General features: G+C 71.8%; 15 protein-coding genes and 2 tRNA genes. 4 read left to right on the forward strand and 13 right to left on the reverse strand.

Going from position 1 to position 18,000, the window contains the following annotated elements:
* Window positions 1-50: 50 nt before the first annotated feature.
* The gene (locus ACFYP4_RS31750) at window positions 51-614 is read right to left on the reverse strand and encodes an HIT domain-containing protein (RefSeq protein WP_358854248.1); all 564 of its coding nucleotides are present in this window, start codon (window positions 612-614) and stop codon (window positions 51-53) included.
* Window positions 615-681: 67 nt separating this feature from the next.
* Here ACFYP4_RS31750 and ACFYP4_RS31755 point away from each other — a divergent pair, with 67 nt between their 5' ends.
* On the forward strand, window positions 682-1,338 hold the full coding sequence (locus tag ACFYP4_RS31755; protein ID WP_358854247.1) for an ion channel: 657 nt from the start codon (window positions 682-684) through the stop codon (window positions 1,336-1,338).
* Window positions 1,339-1,365: 27 nt separating this feature from the next.
* Here the strand turns inward: ACFYP4_RS31755 and thrS are convergent, their stop codons facing one another.
* The 3 genes from thrS to ACFYP4_RS31770 form a co-directional block, all read right to left on the reverse strand.
* Entirely contained in the window at window positions 1,366-3,342 is a 1,977-nt protein-coding gene (thrS, locus tag ACFYP4_RS31760) for a threonine--tRNA ligase (RefSeq protein ID WP_358854246.1), read from the reverse strand.
* Window positions 3,343-3,463: 121 nt separating this feature from the next.
* On the reverse strand, window positions 3,464-4,681 hold the full coding sequence (locus ACFYP4_RS31765) for a hypothetical protein (protein ID WP_388790146.1): 1,218 nt from the start codon (window positions 4,679-4,681) through the stop codon (window positions 3,464-3,466).
* Window positions 4,678-5,244, reverse strand: a complete 567-nt coding sequence (locus ACFYP4_RS31770; protein ID WP_358854244.1) for a DUF4365 domain-containing protein — start codon at window positions 5,242-5,244, stop codon at window positions 4,678-4,680. Before ACFYP4_RS31770 ends, ACFYP4_RS31765 begins: the two co-directional genes overlap by 4 nt.
* Window positions 5,245-5,412: 168 nt before the next feature.
* On the opposite strand from ACFYP4_RS31770, the gene ACFYP4_RS31775 reads away from it, so the two are divergent.
* Window positions 5,413-6,138 carry a 3'-5' exonuclease gene (locus tag ACFYP4_RS31775; RefSeq protein ID WP_358854273.1) on the forward strand — a complete coding sequence of 242 codons (726 nt, stop codon included), beginning with the start codon at window positions 5,413-5,415 and terminating at the stop codon, window positions 6,136-6,138.
* A gap of 58 nt (window positions 6,139-6,196) precedes the next feature.
* Here ACFYP4_RS31775 and ACFYP4_RS31780 read toward each other — a convergent pair.
* Together ACFYP4_RS31780 and ACFYP4_RS31785 are read right to left on the reverse strand one after the other, a co-directional pair.
* Window positions 6,197-6,268, reverse strand: a tRNA-Val gene (locus tag ACFYP4_RS31780).
* Window positions 6,269-6,307: 39 nt separating this feature from the next.
* The gene (locus ACFYP4_RS31785) at window positions 6,308-6,754 is read right to left on the reverse strand and encodes an SRPBCC family protein (protein WP_358854243.1); all 447 of its coding nucleotides are present in this window, start codon (window positions 6,752-6,754) and stop codon (window positions 6,308-6,310) included.
* 87 nt (window positions 6,755-6,841) lie between these two features.
* Here ACFYP4_RS31785 and ACFYP4_RS31790 point away from each other — a divergent pair, with 87 nt between their 5' ends.
* Window positions 6,842-9,271 carry an SCO7613 C-terminal domain-containing membrane protein gene (locus ACFYP4_RS31790; protein ID WP_388790149.1) on the forward strand — a complete coding sequence of 810 codons (2,430 nt, stop codon included), beginning with the start codon at window positions 6,842-6,844 and terminating at the stop codon, window positions 9,269-9,271.
* Between the two features lie 16 nt (window positions 9,272-9,287).
* Here the strand turns inward: ACFYP4_RS31790 and ACFYP4_RS31795 are convergent, their stop codons facing one another.
* From ACFYP4_RS31795 to ACFYP4_RS31825, 7 genes are all read right to left on the reverse strand, one after another.
* Entirely contained in the window at window positions 9,288-12,020 is a 2,733-nt protein-coding gene (locus tag ACFYP4_RS31795; RefSeq protein ID WP_358854241.1) for a Tat pathway signal sequence domain protein, read from the reverse strand.
* Between the two features lie 82 nt (window positions 12,021-12,102).
* Complete coding sequence (locus ACFYP4_RS31800; protein WP_358854240.1) at window positions 12,103-12,738, reverse strand: hypothetical protein; 636 nt, start codon at window positions 12,736-12,738, stop codon at window positions 12,103-12,105.
* Between the two features lies 1 nt (window position 12,739).
* Complete coding sequence (locus ACFYP4_RS31805; protein WP_358854239.1) at window positions 12,740-13,612, reverse strand: carbohydrate ABC transporter permease; 873 nt, start codon at window positions 13,610-13,612, stop codon at window positions 12,740-12,742.
* The gene (locus ACFYP4_RS31810) at window positions 13,609-14,577 is read right to left on the reverse strand and encodes a sugar ABC transporter permease (RefSeq protein WP_358854238.1); all 969 of its coding nucleotides are present in this window, start codon (window positions 14,575-14,577) and stop codon (window positions 13,609-13,611) included. The genes ACFYP4_RS31805 and ACFYP4_RS31810 overlap by 4 nt, the downstream gene beginning before the upstream one ends.
* Window positions 14,577-15,863 (reverse strand): ABC transporter substrate-binding protein, encoded by a 1,287-nt coding sequence (locus ACFYP4_RS31815; RefSeq protein WP_388790162.1) that lies wholly within the window; start codon window positions 15,861-15,863, stop codon window positions 14,577-14,579. The genes ACFYP4_RS31810 and ACFYP4_RS31815 overlap by 1 nt, the downstream gene beginning before the upstream one ends.
* A gap of 693 nt (window positions 15,864-16,556) precedes the next feature.
* A tRNA-Val gene (locus ACFYP4_RS31820) sits at window positions 16,557-16,628 on the reverse strand.
* An 81-nt stretch (window positions 16,629-16,709) separates the two neighbouring features.
* Window positions 16,710-17,144 carry a TIGR02611 family protein gene (locus ACFYP4_RS31825; RefSeq protein ID WP_358854237.1) on the reverse strand — a complete coding sequence of 145 codons (435 nt, stop codon included), beginning with the start codon at window positions 17,142-17,144 and terminating at the stop codon, window positions 16,710-16,712.
* 191 nt (window positions 17,145-17,335) lie between these two features.
* Between ACFYP4_RS31825 and ACFYP4_RS31830 the strand changes: the two genes are divergently transcribed.
* The gene (locus ACFYP4_RS31830) at window positions 17,336-17,749 is read left to right on the forward strand and encodes an SsgA family sporulation/cell division regulator (protein WP_003959770.1); all 414 of its coding nucleotides are present in this window, start codon (window positions 17,336-17,338) and stop codon (window positions 17,747-17,749) included.
* Window positions 17,750-18,000: the final 251 nt, after the last annotated feature.

The following is an 18,000-nucleotide window of genomic DNA, read 5'->3' on the forward strand; positions in this document are numbered from 1 at the left end:
CGCCGGGCGGCCCGCCCTCCCGGGGAGCCCGGCCGCCCCGCCGCGGGGGTCTAGGCCGTCGCCGGCCAGGCGTCGGCCAGCATCTTCCGGGTGTCGGCGAGCAGCTGCGGCAGCACCTTGGTGTGGCCGACCACCGGCATGAAGTTCGTGTCCCCGCCCCAGCGCGGCACGACGTGCTGGTGGAGGTGCGCGGCGATGCCCGCGCCGGCGACCCCGCCCTGGTTCATGCCGATGTTGAAGCCGTGCGCCCCGGAAGCCGTCCGCAGCGCGGACATGGCCTGCTTGGTCAGCTCGGCCAGTTCCGCGGTCTCCGGCCCCGTGAGGTCGGTGTAGTCGGCGACGTGCCGGTAGGGCACCACCATCAGGTGGCCGCCGTTGTACGGGTAGAGGTTGAGCACCGCGTACACCTGCTCGCCGCGGCGGACGACGAGCCCGTCCTCGTCGGACATGGCGGGGATCGCGCAGAAGGGACAGCCGTCATCGGCACCCGGGCCGGTGGGCTTGTTCTCGCCCTGGATGTAGGCCATCCGGTGGGGCGTCCACAGGCGCTGGAACGCGTCCTGCGTCCCCACTCCGATCTGCTGCTCCGGCTCACTCGTCATGAGATGCAGCATATGACTTCGCCCGTTCGCGGCGTGTCGCCGGGGTTCGGGGAAGTGCCCTCCGGGCGAAGCTGGGCCGGTGGACCCCGACAGCCCCACCGCCCGCTGGCAGCGGCGCACCGAGCTGCTGCTCACCGCGGCGTCGCTCGCCTTCCTCGGCTCGTACGCCTTCCTGGTCCTGGCACACGGAGCGTCCGACGCGTGGCGGGGCGTGGCGCTGTGCGTCCTGCTGGCCGCCTGGGCGGCCTTCGCCGTCGACTACGGGGTGCGCTGGCGCCTCAGCGGGCGGCGGTTCGGTTTCGCGCGGTCGCACTGGCTGGACACCCTCGTGCTGGTCCTGCCGCTGCTGCGGCCGCTGCGGATCGTCCGCATCTACGAAGCCGTCCAGCACCGGCGCGGCGGCCCGCGGCTCAGCCTGCACGCGCGGGTGGTCGCCTACGCGGGACTCTCGGCCTCCCTGCTCGGTTTCACCGGCGCCCTCGCCGTGTACCAGCAGGAGCGGGGTGCACCGGGCGCGAACATGCGCACCTTCGGGGACGCGCTGTGGTGGGCCTGCTCGACGCTGTCCACCGTCGGCTACGGCGACATCGTGCCGGTCACCACGGGGGGACGGGTGGTCGCCGCCGCCATGATGGCCTGCGGTCTCGGCCTGCTCGGCGCGGTGACCGGGTCGTTCTCGTCCTGGCTGCTCCAGGTGTTCGCCCGCGGGGACGAGGACGGGCCCCCGGCGAGGTGAACCTGCCGGGGGCCCGCTCGGCCGGCGTCAGACCTGCACGCGGTCCTGCACGACCTTGAGGATCTTGGCGATCGCGTCGTCGACGGGAATGCCGTTCTCCTGGGAGCCGTCGCGGTAGCGGAAGGAGACGGCGCCGGCCGCCATGTCCTCGTCGCCCGCGATGACCATGAAGGGCACCTTCTGCTTCTGCGCGTTGCGGATCTTCTTCTGCATCCGGTCCGAGGACGAGTCGACCTCGACGCGCAGCCCCTGCTTCTTCGCCTCGGCGGCGAACTTCTGCAGGTACTCGACGTGTGCGTCGCCGATCGGGATGCCGAGCGCCTGCACGGGCGCCAGCCACGCCGGGAACGCGCCCGCGTAGTGCTCCAGGAGCACCGCGAAGAAGCGCTCGATGGAACCGAACAGGGCGCGGTGGATCATCACCGGACGCTGCTTGGAACCGTCGGGGCCGGTGTACTCCAGGTCGAAGCGCTCGGGCAGGTTGAAGTCGAGCTGGATGGTCGACATCTGCCAGGTGCGGCCGATGGCGTCCTTGGTCTGGACGGAGATCTTGGGCCCGTAGAAGGCGGCGCCGCCCGGGTCCGGGACCAGCGGAAGGCCCTGCTTCTCGGCCACCTGCCGCAGCGTCTCGGTGGCCTCCTCCCACGCCTCGTCCGAGCCGACGAACTTCTCCGGGTCCTTGGTGGACAGCTCCAGGTAGAAGTCGGTCAGGCCGTAGTCGCGCAGCAGGCCGAGGACGAAGGTGAGCGTCCTGTCGAGCTCCTCCGCCATCTGCTCGCGGGTGCAGTAGATGTGCGCGTCGTCCTGCGTGAAGCCGCGTGCCCGGGTCAGTCCGTGCACGACGCCGGACTTCTCGTAGCGGTAGACGGTCCCGAACTCGAAGAGACGCAGCGGCAGTTCACGGTAGGAGCGGCCGCGCGCGTCGAAGATCAGGTTGTGCATGGGGCAGTTCATGGGCTTGAGGTAGTAGTCCACGCCCTCGTCGAGCTGCATGGGCGGGTACATGCCGTCGGCGTACCAGTCCAGGTGGCCCGAGGTCTCGAAGAGCTTCCCCTTCGTCGCGTGCGGGGTGTAGACGAACTCGTAGCCCTCCTCCTCGTGGCGGCGCCGCGAGTAGTCCTCCATGACGCGCCGGATGACGCCGCCCCTGGGGTGGAAGACGGCGAGGCCGGAGCCGATCTGGTCCGGGATGGAGAACAGGTCGAGTTCGCTGCCCAGCTTGCGGTGGTCGCGCTTCTCCGCCTCGGCGAGGAACTCCAGGTGCGCCTTCAGCTCCTCCTTGGAGGGCCAGGCGGTGCCGTAGATGCGCTGGAGCATCGGGTTCTTCTCGCTGCCGCGCCAGTAGGCGGCGGCGTTGCGCATCAGCTTGAACGCCGGGATGTTGCGGGTGGTGGGCAGGTGGGGCCCCCGGCAGAGGTCCTTCCAGCACAGCTCGCCGGTCTTGGCGTCGAGGTTGTCGTAGATGGTCAGCTCACCGCCGCCCACCTCGACGTCCGCGCCGTCGTCGGCCGAGGCCGAGCCCTTGATGCCGATGAGCTCCAGCTTGTACGGCTCCCGCGCCAGCTCCTCGCGGGCCGCCTCGTCGCTCACCACACGCCGCGAGAAGCGCTGGCCGCGCTTCTGGATCTCCTGCATCTTCTTCTCGACGGCCTTGAGGTCCTCGGGCGTGAACGGCTTCTCGACGTCGAAGTCGTAGTAGAAACCGTCCTTGACCGGCGGGCCGATGCCCAGCTTGGCCTCGGGGAAGAGCTCCTGCACGGCCTGCGCCATGACGTGCGCGGTGGAGTGGCGCAGGATGTTCAGGCCGTCCTCGGAGGAGATGTCGACGGGCTCGACCTCCTCGCCGTCCCCGACCTCGTACGCCAGGTCCTTCAGCTCCCCCGCGACGCGGGCCGCGACGACGGTGCGCTCGCCGGCGAAGAGTTCGGCCGCCGTAGTGCCCGTCGTCACCACGCGCTCTTCCCGCTCGGAATCGCGTTGGATGATCACACGGACGTCTGACACCGGTCTCTCCTGACTGAAGGGGACGCGCGCATCTTCACCTGCGCGCGTCGTCACAAGGGCGATCGTACCGAGCCCGGGGTCCCCACCGCGAAACGGTTTGCGCTCGGCGCCCGCACGGCGGTCAGTCCCCGCCGCAGGCCTCCTCGAAGAAGTCCAGGTTCTCCTGGAGCGACTTCAGCAGCCGGTCCCGCTCCGCCTCGTCGACCTGCACGGGTACGACCCCGGTGGCACCCGTCAGCCTCCGGAAGCCGCCGCGGCTCTCCAGGCGGCCGTGCACCCGCACCGGGAGCCCCACCAGATGGGCGTGCCCGGCCAGGCGGTACGCCTCCTCGTCGAGGGTGGTCCGGACGTGCGGGATCTCGGCGCCCGCGATCACCCGCAGCCGTACCGCGCCCGCTCCGCGCGCCGTCGACCTGCGCATCCGCACCACGACGCCGGTGATCCGCACCGGCACCGACGGCTCCTCGCGCAGATAGCGGGCGCCGGCCTCGCGCAGGGCGGGCAGGTCGCCGGGCGAGAACTCGACGGGCTCCGCCGTCGCGGCACACCCCGGCGGGACCCCGGCGGCGGGCGCCCACGCGACGGAGACCCGGGCGCCCTCGGTGCCGCGCACGAGGCAGACCAGTGCCTCCGTGAGTTCGTGGCTGACGCCCGCTTCGACGGCCGCGTCGAAGGCGTCCGTGCCGCCGGTGGCGCGCTGGTAGTCGATCGCCTCGCGGGCCGCGTACAGCGCCTGGTGCAGCCGTACGGCGAGCGGGCGTCCCGTCGCGACGGGCACGAAGGCGGTGAGCCGGCGGCCGTCGGGAGCGGCGCCGACGAGGACGCTCTCCAGGGAGGCGGCGGCGGGCCGCCGGTGCCTGGCGCCGTGGTAGCCCGCACGCGCGCGCGTGGCCAGCGCCCCGGCGAGCAGCGTCTGCCGGGCGGCCGTCCGCAGTTGCTCCTCCACCGTCCAGGCAGCCGCGCCCGCCGGTCCGGCCGGGGCGTCCCGCCACCAACGGATCTCGTCGCTGGGCACCGCGAGTCCGAGCAGGATGTCGCGGGCGGACGCCGAGGCGCTGCGCGACAGCGCGAGGAGCGCATCGCCGAGCAGGTCGTCGCTGTCGGGGAAGGCACGGTTCTCGGGCACCAGCAGGCTCGTGCCGCCGCCCCCGGGCCCTGGTGGGGTCCAGCGGCCGTAGCGTCCGGGGGCTCCGCCGCGCCGCTGCCAGCCGTGCCGGTGCAGCAGCGCGCCGAGCACGGCGGGGTCCACCCGGCCGGGTTCGGGCGTCCGGTCGTGGACGGCCTCGCCGGGCCGGAGGCCGGCGGGCCGCCCGGGTTCGTGGATGGGGCGGTGCGTCATGGTCTGCCTCCCGCCCCGACGCGCGTCATGATCTCGCACAGGGCCCGGTCGTCGAAGATGCGCGCGGTCGGAATCCGGACGGTGGTCCGGCGCCGGCCGGTGACGGCGTGGCCGGCGAGGTTGGTCCAGTAGCAGCAGTGCCGCAGGTCGAGGCGGTCGTGACCGGCGCGCAGCCACTCGTCCTGGGACCGCGGGACGAGCATCACGACCAGGATCTTGTGCACCGAGACCGGGGTACGGGCCAGCTTCGCCAGATGCGTGTTGTCGAGCGTGAAGGAGAAGGCGGGGCCCGGGGGGTCCGGCGGGATCTGGTACGTGCACTTGAGCTGCACCTTGATGGTGACCTCGTCGTCGACCGTGTGCCCGGGGGCGCTGTGGCTGACGTGCCAGTCGATGCCGTTGTCCGGGAAGGGCTGGGACAGGGAGCAGCCGGCGGCGGCCGCGACGGCGTGGAGATAGCCGACCTGGAGTGTCTCCATGCATGCGGTGGTGGCGAGTGTGCCGCGCTGCGGTGCCGTCCGCCGGGGCAGCAGCCCGCCCCGCTCGGGCTGCGCGATGGCCATGTCCCACCGCCTTCCGAGCCGGGGGTTTCCCCACTGCGGGTCGCTGAACTGCAAAGACCCGTACCTGTGTTGTCTCCTTCCGGCGTACGCCGCAAACAGCCCGGGTATCACCCGAACGGGCAGCGGACGGGACGTCAGCTGCCGTAAGTGAGCGAGGAGTTGTGGCATATGACGTGCTGGTACGAGGGCCCCCTGGCCGCGTTCGACACGGAGACGACGGGAGTGGACGTCGAGACCGACCGGATCGTGTCGGCCGCCGTCGTCGTCCAGGACTGTCCCGGCGCCCGGCCGCGGGTGAGCAGGTGGCTGGTGAGCCCGGGTGTTCCGGTGCCCGAGGCGGCGACGGCGGTGCACGGACTGACGGACGACCATCTGCGGCGCAACGGCCGCTGGCCGTCGCCGGTGATGGACGAGATAGCCAGGGCACTGGGTGAGCAGGCCGCGGCGGGCCGCCCGCTCGTGGTGATGAACGCGCCGTTCGATCTGACGCTGCTGGACCGGGAGTTGCGCCGCCATCGCGCGTCGTCGCTCGGCCACTGGTTCGCGTCGACGCCGCTGCACGTCCTGGACCCGCGGGTCCTGGACAAGCACCTCGACCGCTACCGCAAGGGCCGGCGCACGCTCACCGACCTGTGCGCGCACTACGGCGTGGAGCTGGCCGGCGCGCACGACGCGGCGGCCGACGCACTGGCCGCGCTGGACGTCGTACGGGCGGTGGGGCGGCGTTTCGCGGCCCGGCTGGAGCGCCTCTCACCGGCCGAGCTGCACACCCTCCAGTCGACCTGGCACGCGGCGCAGGCCCGGGGTCTGCAGGCGTGGTTCGCGCGCAGCGGGACCCCGGAGGCGGTGGACCCCGCGTGGCCGCTGCGGCCCGAGCTGCCCGCGGCGGCATGAAAGGCGCGGGAGCGCACAGAAAAGCCGGTCCGTCGATGACGGACCGGCCTTCTCCGGGTGGGCGATACTGGGTTCGAACCAGTGACCTCTTCGGTGTGAACGAAGCGCTCTCCCACTGAGCTAATCGCCCGGGAACGCACTGAACCATACAGGTCCCGGCGGGTCTCGTTCAAACCGCCCGGAGGTACGCGCCGAGTCCGCGCCGTCCGGCTCTCATCATCAGCGCGTGGTTGGCGCGGAAGACGGGCCGCCCCGGCACCGCGAGCCGCCGCATCAGGGGCTTGTTCACCTCGACCTCCTGGTCGTACCGGGCCCGGGTGCCGGGCCCGTCGGCGGTCAGCGTCCAGCGGGCCCAGCCGTCGAGATCGCCGGTCATCGCGATCTCCAGCACGCCCGCCCGCGGGTCGCGCCTCACCTCCCGCGCGGTGAACACCAGGTCGTAGGGAACGAGGGAGCGGATACGGATGTCCGCGCGCGTCTCGTCGATCCGGTCGACCTCGCGCACCTGGGGCCACCAGCGCGGGTAGTCGTCGGCGCGTTCGAGGGCGGTGTAGACGTCGGCGAGCGGCGCGGGCACGACCCACAGGCTGCGGAAACGGTAACGGCACCAGTCCATGTGCGGAGTCTGCCCGCCGGGGATCCGAGTACCGCGTGAGTACACGCACTCATGTCCGGGAAGGTGACGGCGGCCACACTCCGGAGCATGACCCACATCCTGCCACCGGCCGAGGAGTTGCGGCTCCTCGACGCCGAGCTGTGGCAACTCGACGCCCGCCGGGCCCAGTTGCTGGCACGCCGCGCCTGGCTGCTCCAGGCCCTCCGCTCGGCAACCGCCCAGGCGCCGTCCCCGCTCGGCCCCGTGACGCCGCCGGCCCGCCGGCCCGAGACGACAGCTCCCGGCGTGCAGAACGTGCTGCTGCTCCTCGGCGGCACCCTGCTCACCATCGCCGCCCTGGTGTTCACGCTGGTCAGCTGGGGTGACCTGGGAATCGCCGGGCGGGCGTCGGCGCTGGGCGCGGTGACGCTGGCCGCGCTCGGGGCACCGGTGCCGCTGCTGCGCCGCGGGCTGCGCTCCACCGCCGAGTCGGTGGCGGGCATCGGACTCGCGTTGACCGTGCTCGACGTGTACGCGCTGCACGAGGTCGCGTTCCCGGACCTCGACGGCCTCGGGTACACGGCCGGCGCGTCGGCGGTGCTGGCCGCGGGGTGGGCGGGGTACGGACTCGGGCTCGGCGCGCTGTCCCGGGCGGGCGGGCTGGGGACGGGCGTGAGCGCACCGCTGCGGCTGACCCTGCCGGCGGCGATGGCGGCGGCCCAGTTGCCGCTGCTGCTGTGGGTGGTGGCAGCCGGTACGGGTGCATGGACCACGACGGCGGCTCTGCTGGTCACGGCCGCGCTCGACACGGCGGTGGCGCCGCGGGTGCCCGTGCGGTCCGTGCGGAGGGTCGCGGTCGCCGGCGCGTACGCCATGGGCGTCTGCGGCACCCTGGCGGCCGGCCGGCTCTCCTGGGAGGCGACGGGGCCGGGCGCGGCCGCGAGCGCGGCGGCGCTCCTTCTCCTCGCCGCGGCCATCGCCCTGGCCGCCGCCCTGCGCGTGCCGGATCCGCACACCGCCGCCTCCCTCTCGCTGGCCGGCGGCCTGGCCGCGGTCGGCGGGCTCGGGGGCGTCCTGCGCGTGTGGCTGTCGGACGACTGGACGGTGCCGGGGTTCCTGGTGTGCGGTGTGGTGCTCGCGGCGGCCGTCCGCACCGGACTTCCCGGGCCCGTGCGGCGTGGCCTCGCCCTGGCCTCCGGTGCGGTGCAGGGCCTCGCGGTGCTGTGGGCGCTGCCGGTGGCCGCCGTCGCCCTGCTGGGTCCGGCGAGCCGGGCGGGGCAGGTCTGGTCCGGGATCCCGGCGGACGCCCGGGCCGCGGTGACGCTCGAAGCTCCCTGGCCCGCGCACGCGACGGCGGCGCCGCTCGTGCTCGCGGTGGTCAGCGCGGTGCTGGCGGTGGCGGCACGCGGCACGGACTGGCAGGACAAGGCGTCGGCGGGCTCGTCGGCGCTGGCGTGGGCGACGGTCCTCACCCTTCCCGCGACACTGGAACTGCCGTACGCGGCGGGCCTGTCGGTGCAGGTGGTCGTCTGTGCGGCGGCGCTGGCCGCGGCGGCGTACCGGCGTCCGGCGCAGCCCGCGTCGGCGCCTCTCCCCCTCGTCTGCCTGCTGCTGGCCCTCGCCGGCTCCCTGAGCCTCGCTCTGCTGTCCCTAGCCTCCGAGGCCGCGACGCTGGGGGTGCTCGCGGCGCTGACAGCCCTGTTCGCGGCGGCGGCCCGGCGACCGCGCCTCGGCCCGGTGGCCGCGCCCGCCTCCCTGGCGTTCGCCGCCGCCCTCGCCTGCGCGGTGGGCGGGTCCCTCGGCCGGCAGCCGCAGCACACCGCTCTGCTCGTGCTGGCGGTGCCGGCCGGCGCGGCGCTGCTGGCGGCCCGCCTGGGCAAGTCGCCCCTGACGGTCCCGGTGGAGGTGACCGGGGCCACCGCGGCGCTGCTCGCCGTCGGCCTGACGGTCACGCATCCGCGGATGACGGCACTGCTGCTCGCCCTGTGCGGGGTGATCGCCGCCGGCACCGCGGTCCGCCCGGACCGCGGGAACGTCGGCTACGCGGCCACCGCCCTGTTCGTGCTGGCCGCCTGGGTGCGTCTGGCGTCCTGGGACGTCGGTTCGCCGGAGGCGTACACACTGCCGGTGACCGTGCCGGCCCTGTTCCTCGGAGCCGTCAGGCGCCGCACGGACGCGCGGATCTCGTCGTGGACGGCGTACGGGGCGGGCCTGTCCGTGACGCTGGTGCCGAGTCTGGCGGCGGCGTGGGCCGGCCCGCACTGGCTGCGCCCGTTGCTGCTGGGCGGGGCGGCGCTGGCGGTCACGCTCGTGGGTGCCCGTCACCGGCTGCGGGCCCCGCTGGTCCTCGGCGGCGGCGTGCTCGTCCTGGACGCGCTGCACGAACTGGCGCCGTATCTCGCCCAGATGGCCGACGCGCTGCCCCGTTGGGCGGCTCCCGCACTCGCCGGTCTGGTGCTGCTCGCGCTCGGTGCGACGTACGAGCAGCGGATCCGTGACGCGCGGCGGGTGCGGGAGGTGCTGGGGAGGATGCGCTGAGGCATCCCTGGCCCGGTTACGGCATCTTGTCGCCGAGCAGGGCCAGGTTCTCGATGGCGGCGAGACCGTAGAGGGCGGTGTCGTTGGTGTAGACCCAGTCGGCCTCGCTGCCCGGCACCAGCGTGACGGGGCCGCTCAGCTTCTCGGTCTTCCAGGGCGAGGACTCCGTGTAGCCGTCGGAGCCGTAGAACTTGGCCCACGCGCGCTTGGCGAGCGCCGCGTCACCTGTCTGTACGGCGGCGTAGGCGTCGAGGCGCGAATGGCCCTGGAAGAGCAGCAGCGAACCGAAGTTGCTGCCGTAGCGCGCCGCCTGCTCGGCCTTGGTGGCGTTGAAGTACCGGCAGTAGTCGAGATAGGCGTCCTTGAACTCCGGCAGGTCGACCAGGTCGATCAGCTCGGCGCACAGCTCGTTGAGGCCGAAGACCGCCGACAGGTGCGAGACGCTCACCGCGGGCTTGTCGGCGATCGCGAACCTCCCCGTGTCGAGGTCGTAGAGCCCGGTGCCCTGCACGAAGCCGTTGGGCTGGGCGGCGATGGTCTCCATCGTGGACAGCACGCGTGCCCTGGCCTTCTCCCACTTGGGCCCCTTGCGTTCCCACTCGGTGAGCCACGCCGACACGAGACCGCTCCAGTCGGTGCCGAAGCCGATCGACAGGGCGTGCCGGTCGGGCGTGTACGGCTCGGTACGGATCTTGCGGACCGGGTCGAGGACCAGGAAGGTCTCGTCGGAGTCGACGTTGGCGTGCATGAGGTCGCCGACGCGTTCGTCCGCGGTGAGGAAGTAGTAGTAGCGGCGGTAGGTGGTGTTGGCGATGCGCTGCTGCTTGGCGCTGTCGGCGTAGTGCTGCACGCCGTGCCGGGTGCCGAGGCCGGCCCACTTCCCGAGGTGGTAGACGTCGACCTCTCCGGTGTGCCGGGTCATCGCCTCGGCGAAGCGGAAGATGTCCGCGCGCCCGGAGCGCAGGTAGGCGAACCAGAGCCACAGGTCCGGGGAGAGCTCGGAGTTGTCCCAGGCGTAGCCGCCGACGTCGTAGCGCCACTGGTGCCGCACCGGGTCGTACGAGTGCATGATGTCGCCGTAGTCCCAGAATCCGTACCAACGGCGCATCTCCACCTGGTCCTTGTAGTAGGTGAAGAGGAAGTCGAGGTGGTCCTCGATCTTCGCCTTGGCGGCGGTGGAGCGGTCCGGCTCGGAGAAGAGGCCGCCGAAGACCCTGGCCTTGACGAGCTGGCGGGGCGGGGCCGCGAGCTGCGGCAGTACGCGCACGGCCTCTACCTGCTCGGCGAGCTCCTCCGGGGCGGGCGTGGACTCGTTGGCCCAGAAGAGGAGTTCGGAGGTGCGGGCGATGCCGTAGGGCGTGCCGAAGCCGGGTTCGTAGTCCTCGTAGGTGATGTTGAGGCCTTCGAGCTGCTCCGCGTAGGTGTCCTGGCCCATGCCGTCGTGGTAGAAGCGCAGGTCCATGGGCTGCGCCTCGGGCGACCAGAGCCAGAGGGTGACCTCGGCCTCGTCGGTGTGGGCGCCGCGGACGTCGAGCTGGGCCGGGTGCTTCTCCCAGAAGTCCCGCAGCCCGAAGGAGAATCCGCCGCTCGGGCCGCCCACGTAGCCGAAGCCGGACGCCCGCCGGCCGCCGCCCGCGCCGATCCAGCCGTACCCCTTCTTCGTCCGCTTGCGCAGGGTGAAGCCGTCGGCGGAGAGCTGGGCGAGGGTGTAGTCGCCCCACTCGGGGATGTATTGCAGCCGGGTGGTCACCCGCTGGTCCCAGGTGGACGGGTCGGGCAGCCTCTCGCCGGCGAACTGGGCGGCCTGCACGGCCGCGCCGGGGTCGCGGCGCAGTCCGGTGACGCCCTTGACCGCCTCGCGCAGCAGACCGGTGCCGTCGCCGCCGATCCGGATGTGGCGGTCGTACGCGGCGTCCCGCATCGGCACGGTGAAGCGGACGCCGAGCCCGCGGATGAAGTCGCCGCTCGCCCTGCCGGGTTCCTGCTTCCCGTCGAACGTGATGGTGTGCACCATGCGGAACGACTCGGCGCCCGCGTAGAAGTAGAGCCGGACCGAGAAGGGCAGCCAACTCCGTTCGCCGCGGCGGTGCTTGCCGTCGATGCGGACGACTGCGCGGACCGGTCCCTCCTGCTCGGCCTCGACGCCGGTGATGTGGCTGTCGAACCGTTCGTACTTCTCGGCGCCCTGGTCGCCGTCCTCGATCTCGGGCTGGCGGATCAGCACGAGGCGGCCGTTCTTCGCGATCTCGGTGGAGCCGCGCCGTACGGACTTCACCAGTGCGGAGCCGCTCCTGCCGATCGTCGCGGTGATGACTCCGGTCGAGACGGTGACGGTGCCGCCGCTCTTGCCGACGGTGACCTTCCGGGTGGGAGCGGCGGGTTCGCCCGCGGTCAGCGTGAGCTTGCCGGATCCGGAACTGACGGCGTGCGCGGTCCACTTGAGGGAGCCGTCAGGCCAGTGGGCGAGGGGCCAGGACTGCACCGGGACGTCCTTGCCCTCGGCGTCCCTCAGCGCGAAGGTCTGGTCGTCCTCGTACGCCCCCTTCGGCCACGGCACGCCGACGGTGGAGCCGGGGGCGGCGCCGAGGCCGCCGTCCTCCAGCCAGTCCAGGATCACGGGATCCGCGTCCGCGGTCTCCGCTCCCGGGACGGCCTGGGCGTCCTTGGCGCCCAGGGCCCAGCTGAACTGGGCGGCGGCTCCGGCGACTGCGGCCGCCTTGAGCAGGGATCTGCGGGGGATGGGGGACATGGCCTTTCCTTTCCGAGCAGGGAGGTCAGGGGCATGACAGGAGGAGCCGGCGCGGGAGCGGCGGCCTGTACGGGGTGACGGCTCAGCGGGGCCTGGACCACTCCGGTGCGGCGGCGCGGCGCCGGTGGCGCTCGTCCACGGCGACGGCCGCGGCCGCGACGGCCCCGAACACGGGGACCGCAAGCGGCGCGACGAAGAGGCCGGAGCAGACCACCACGACGAGTCCGCCGACGAGCAGGAACGATCCGGCGGGGTCGAGGACGGTGCGCCGCCCGGCGGACGCCAGCAGCGTCCGCCAGGACGCGCCCGGCCCCCAGGCCGCCGCCGCGCGCAGCCCGGCGACGGCCAGTCCGATCAGGGCGAAGAGGCCGACGGAACCGACGAGCGGGCCGCCCGGGAGCCCGGCGCGGACGGCCTGGACGTCCACCCAGACCACCCCGGCCGCGGCCCACCCGGCGAGCCCGACGAGCCAGCCGCCCCGCAGGGCCGCCCGGTAGTCCGCCGCGAACTCCCGTACGCCGCCGCCCTCGTGCGCCGTGCGCCGCCGCAGATGCCGGGCGCCGGCCGCGAACGCGGCGGGGTAGGTGACCAGCGGCAGCGCCGCCACCGTGATCCACACGCCGGTGAGCAGGCACTCGGCGAACACGGCGAACCGTTCGGCGAACACGGATGCGCGGGGCGTCCTGGCCGCCCTGACACGGGGCTGTCCGGTGGCCATCTCAGCCCTTCAGTCCGGAGGTCGCCATGCCGTCGATGAGATACCGCTGGAAGGCGAGGAAGAACAGCAGCACGGGCAGCAGCGCCACCAGGGACATGGCGATCAGTCCGCCGTAGTTGGCGGCCACCCCGTCCGAGTCGCGGAACATCATCATGCCGAGCGAGACGGTGTACTTGCCCGGCTCGTTCAGGTAGATCAGCGGGCCCATGAAGTCGTTCCAGGCGTTGATGAACGTGAAGATCGCGCTGGTGATGAGCGCGGGCCGGCACAGCGGCAGCACGATCGACCAGTAGATCCGCAGATGACCGCAGCCGTCGAGCCGCGCGGCCTCGTCCAGCTCCCGGGGCAGGTTCCGCATGAACTGCACCATCAGGAAGACGAAGAACGCCTCGGTGGCGAGGTACTTGCCGATCAGCAGCGGCACGTACGTGTTGATGAGCTCCAGCTTCTGGAACATCACGTACTGCGGGATCAGCAGCACGTGGTACGGCAGCAGGAGCGTGCCGATCATCAGCGAGAACAGCAGGTTGCGCCCGGCGAACCGGATCTTGGCGAAGGCGTACGCCGTCAGCGAGCAGGAGACGAGGATGCCGGCGACGGAACCGAGCGCGTAGAAGAGGGAGTTCTGGAAGAAGGTGGCGATCGAGATGTCGGCGATGCCGTCGGCCAGCCCCTTGAAGTTGTCCAGGACCGGACGTGTCGGGAACAGCTGCAGACTGCCGATGACGTCCCGGCTCGGTTTGAATGAGGCGCCGACGACCCAGGCGACGGGATACAGGACGACGGCCAGGACCAGTACGGCGCCCAGGTGCCAGACGAGCGAGCCCGTCCGCCTGCGGGCGGGCTCGGCGGGCTTGCGCAGGGTGGTGCTCATCGGGAGGCCTCCTCGTAGTGCACCCACCGCTTCTGGGACCAGAAGAGGACGGCCGTCACCAGCGCCACGGCGAGCAGCAGCATCCAGGCCATCGCGGAGGCGAAGCCCATCTGGGCCTCCTTGAAGCCCTTCTGGTACAGGTAGCAGGTGTAGACGAGCGTGGCGTCGGCGGGACCGCAGCTGGTGTTGGAGACGACGTACGCCGAGCCGAAGATCTGGAAGGAGTGGATGGTCTCCAGCAGGACGTTGAAGAAGAGCACCGGCGAGATCATCGGCAGCGTGATGCTCCAGAACCTCCGGAACGGCCCGGCGCCGTCCACCTGCGCCGCCTCGTACAGCTCCTTCGGCACCTGCTTGAGCCCCGCCAGGAAGATCACCATCGGGGCGCCGAACTGCCAGACGGTGAGCGCGACCAGGCTGTAGAGCACCCAGTCCGGGTCACCGACCCAGCCGCCCGAGTGGAAACCCAGGAACGACTGCGTACGGTCCACCACGGCCTCGTCCGAGAACAGCGCGCGCCACACGAAGCCGACGGAGACGCTCGCCCCGATGAGCGAGGGCGCGTAGAACGCGGCCCGGTAGAAGGCCTGGCCCCGGCGGCTCTGCGCGAGCAGCAGCGCCACCCCGAGTGCCAGCAGCAGCTTGAGGGGCGTACCGATGACGACGTACTTGGCCGTCACCTCGACCGACTTCTGCCACCGGGGGTCGTCGAACATCCGGGTGAAGTTGTCGACGCCGACCCACTTCGGTGAAGTGAAGAGGTTGTAGTCGGTGAAGGCGAAGTAGAGCGACGCGGCCATCGGGCCCGCGGTCAGCAGCAGGAAACCCGCGATCCACGGGGACAGGAAGAGGTAGCCGGCGAGATTCTCCCGGCGGCCCCGCCGCTTGTCGGCGGCGGGGGCTGCGGGGAGCTTCTCCGGGGAGTCGGGCGGAGAGTCCTTGACGAGCGTCACTGCGGTTCCCATCAGGCGGCGAGGGCGGTCTTCGCCTCGGAGAAGAACTGCTTGACCGCGTCGGAGACCTTGGTCTTGCCCTGTGACATGTCGCCGGCGATGCGCAGGAAGGCCGCCTCGACGGTGTCCGCGCCGGACGGGTGCGGGGTGATGGTCCCAAGGACCCCGGCGGCCGCGGTGTCCTCCTCGTACGCGGCAATGGCCTTGTTGGGCGCGTCCGTCGGCTTGTACGCGTCGAACTGGTCGGTGGTGGCGAGGATGCCGCGGTCGTAGCCCATGATCTTGCCGACCTCCGGGTCGTGGACCATGAAGTCGATGAACTGGGCGACCTCCTTGGGGTGCTCGGTCCGGGCGGAGGCGCTCAGCATCAGCGAGGCGAGGTACTGCCCCGTCTCCTTGCCGTCGGTCGTGGGTATCGGCGCGAGACCGTAGGTACTGTCGCCCTCCGCGGCGTAACGCACCGTGAAGTTGTCCCAGGTGAACTCCGCCGCCGCGAGGCCCGCCGACAGGGCCGACTTCGGCGCGACCTGCGCGACCTTCTTGGGGTCGGTGACGATGCCGGCCTTCACGCGGTTGTACCCGTCCGTCCACCACTCCGTCAGATCGGCCTCCTGGAAACCGAGTCCGTCCTTGGTGAAGAACGCCTTTCCGTTCTGCCGCAGATAGAGGTCGTAGAGATACATGATCCCGAAGTAACCGGTGTCGCCCGCCACTTTCTGGGTGTCGTGGATCTTCTTGAGAGCGGCGAAGTACTCGTCCCAGGTCCAGCCTTCCTTCGGCTTGATCCCGGCCTTGCCGAAGAGCTTCTCGTCGATGACAAGTGACATGGTGTTGGATCCGACCGGAATACCGAGCTGCTTTCCGTCGACCTGCCCGACCTTCTCGACTCCGGCCCGGAAGTCGTCGAGGCTCAGGTTCCCCGCGTCCATCTGGGACCTGAGATCGAGGAGAACGCCCCTCTTGTCGTACTTCCGAAGGAATCCGACGGCGTTCTGGAATACGTCCGGCGGATTCCCGCCCGCCGCCTGGGTCTGGAACTTCTCCCAATAGGCCGCGTAATCCTGGAAGTCGGTCTTCACCTTGATCTTCGGGTACTTCTTCTCGAAGAGCTCGATGGACCGGTTGATCTTCTGCGCCCGCGCTTCGGCACCCCACCAGGCGTAACGGATCGTCACCGGCCCGTCCCCGGACCCACCGTCGCCCCCGCAGCCGGTCGCGGCCGCCAGCCCCACCGTGGCCAGCGAAGCTCCGGCCGCCCTGAGGACCGTACGCCTCTCAACACTCCCGCTCATCCCCATGGTCGAGCCCTCCTCGTGCCACCTCGGCCGCTTCATGAATCGTTTCAAGTAAGCGCTTGCTGCCACAAGGTACGGAGGCCCTCCGGGCGCGTCAATGACTCGGACAGGAATTCGTGGGAGGCCACGCGACGACATCCCGGCGCCCGCCAACGTGGCCGCGTCGGAACGGGCTCCCGACGGTGCAGGTCGGACGCTTGCGGCCGACGGGCCGAACAATGTGTGCCGTTTTCCGCATCGCCCGCCCCGGGCCGGAAAACCCCTGTCGTGCGGGTTGCCGACGGCCACTGAGCAAGGGGTGGGGTATTCCGGAATGACCGGGCCGTGAGGGTCCGGGTGAGCCGGGGTGACTCGCCCGGTCGCGGCGGCCGCCGGCGCCGGGCCGTCGCTAGGCAGCGCCCGCGGCCACACCGACCAGGCCGCCTGGGCGGCGCGGCCGGCCGCCGACGGAGTCGGCCGCCACGAACTGAGGACGCGGCCCGTCCGTCCCGTCGCCCCGCAATGGGCGATCGGCTCGAGGACGCCGCCCGCCCCCCTTGATGGCGGATCGAGCCGGACACCCCCGAGCGAGCGGCACAGTACGGCGGAGGGCCCTTCGCGGGCGCAGGACGCGCGAGGCCCGCGTCGCACCCCGCGGAAACGACGGAGGCGGCCCCCGTCCACGGACTACGTGGACGAGGACCGCCTTAGGTCCTGTGGGCGATACTGGGTTCGAACCAGTGACCTCTTCGGTGTGAACGAAGCGCTCTCCCGCTGAGCTAATCGCCCGGGCGCACGGAGAACATTACCCCATGTCAGAGGCTGCCCGGACCAGCCCGGCAGGCCGGGGGCGCACCGAGCGGGCCCGCGTCATTCCTTGATCTTCCACGGCATCTCGAAGCCGAATCGCCACACGTAGACCGCGACGAGAACCGCGACGATCACGAGCCCGACGGTCGTCAGGACGATGTTGCGACGGCGCACCCGGGGGTCGAGCGCGCGCTGCGTCGCCTCGGTCACCTTGCGCTTCGTCCACCGCAGGACCAGCTGCGCCCAGACGAACTCGGTCGCCCAGATCGCCATACCGCCGAAGATCACCAGCCAGCCCGGGCCGGGCAGCGGAAGCATGACCACGCCCGCACCGACGACCGCGAGGCCGACGACGAAAACTCCCACCTGCCAGCTCAGGTGCAGCGCGCGCCGGGCCTGGACGAATTCCGGCGCCCGCGAACCGAGCGGTCGTTCGCTCGACGATTCCTCATCCGCCACGGCGACCTCGCCGGGCTCGTCACTCCCCGTATTCATACGACCCAACCCTACCCGAGAGAAACCAGTCACCAGAATGGGCGTACCTCGCGAACGGTCTCTCGGCCGGATGAGCGACCTAAAGCCACGCAAAACACCCAGAGGGGTTTACAACGGCACCGTAGGTGGCATGTCGATTTCGCCGACGTGCGAATCCCCGAGCGCACACTGAGCGAAAGGCCCTGGCGCTTATGAACACCACGGTCAGCTGCGAGCTGCACCTGCGCCTCGTTGTGTCGAGCGAGTCCTCACTGCCTGTACCCGCAGGACTGCGGTATGACACGGCCGATCCCTACGCCGTGCACGCCACCTTCCACACCGGAGCCGAGGAAACCGTCGAGTGGGTGTTCGCCCGCGACCTCCTCGCCGAGGGCCTGCACCGGCCCACCGGTACCGGCGACGTCCGAGTCTGGCCGTCCCGGAGCCACGGTCAGGGCGTCGTCTGCATCGCCCTGAGCTCTCCGGAGGGTGAAGCCCTCCTCGAGGCCCCGGCACGGGCTCTCGAGTCGTTCCTGAAGCGAACCGACGCCGCCGTGCCCCCCGGCACGGAACACCGGCACTTCGACCTCGACACGGAGCTCTCCCACATCCTCGCGGAGAGTTAGCGAGGCCCCCCTGAGCCGCCCGGCGCCGTCCACTCGGGGAGACGGCTCGGGCCCGGACAACTGCATACGGCACGTACCGGCGCCGGGGGGGGGGGGGGGGGGGGGGGGGGGGGGCCGGGGGGGGGGGGGGGGGGGGGGGGGGGGGGGGGGGGGGGGGGGGGGGGGGGGGGGGGGGGGGGCCGCCCGCGCCGGGTCCGGCGGGCAGCGCGCGGGCCAGGTCCTGCACGGGGGTGAGGGGGTCGGCCAGGACG

Source organism: Streptomyces sp. NPDC005551, assembly GCF_042871785.1.
In the GTDB taxonomy this organism is placed as follows: Bacteria; Actinomycetota; Actinomycetes; order Streptomycetales; family Streptomycetaceae; genus Streptomyces.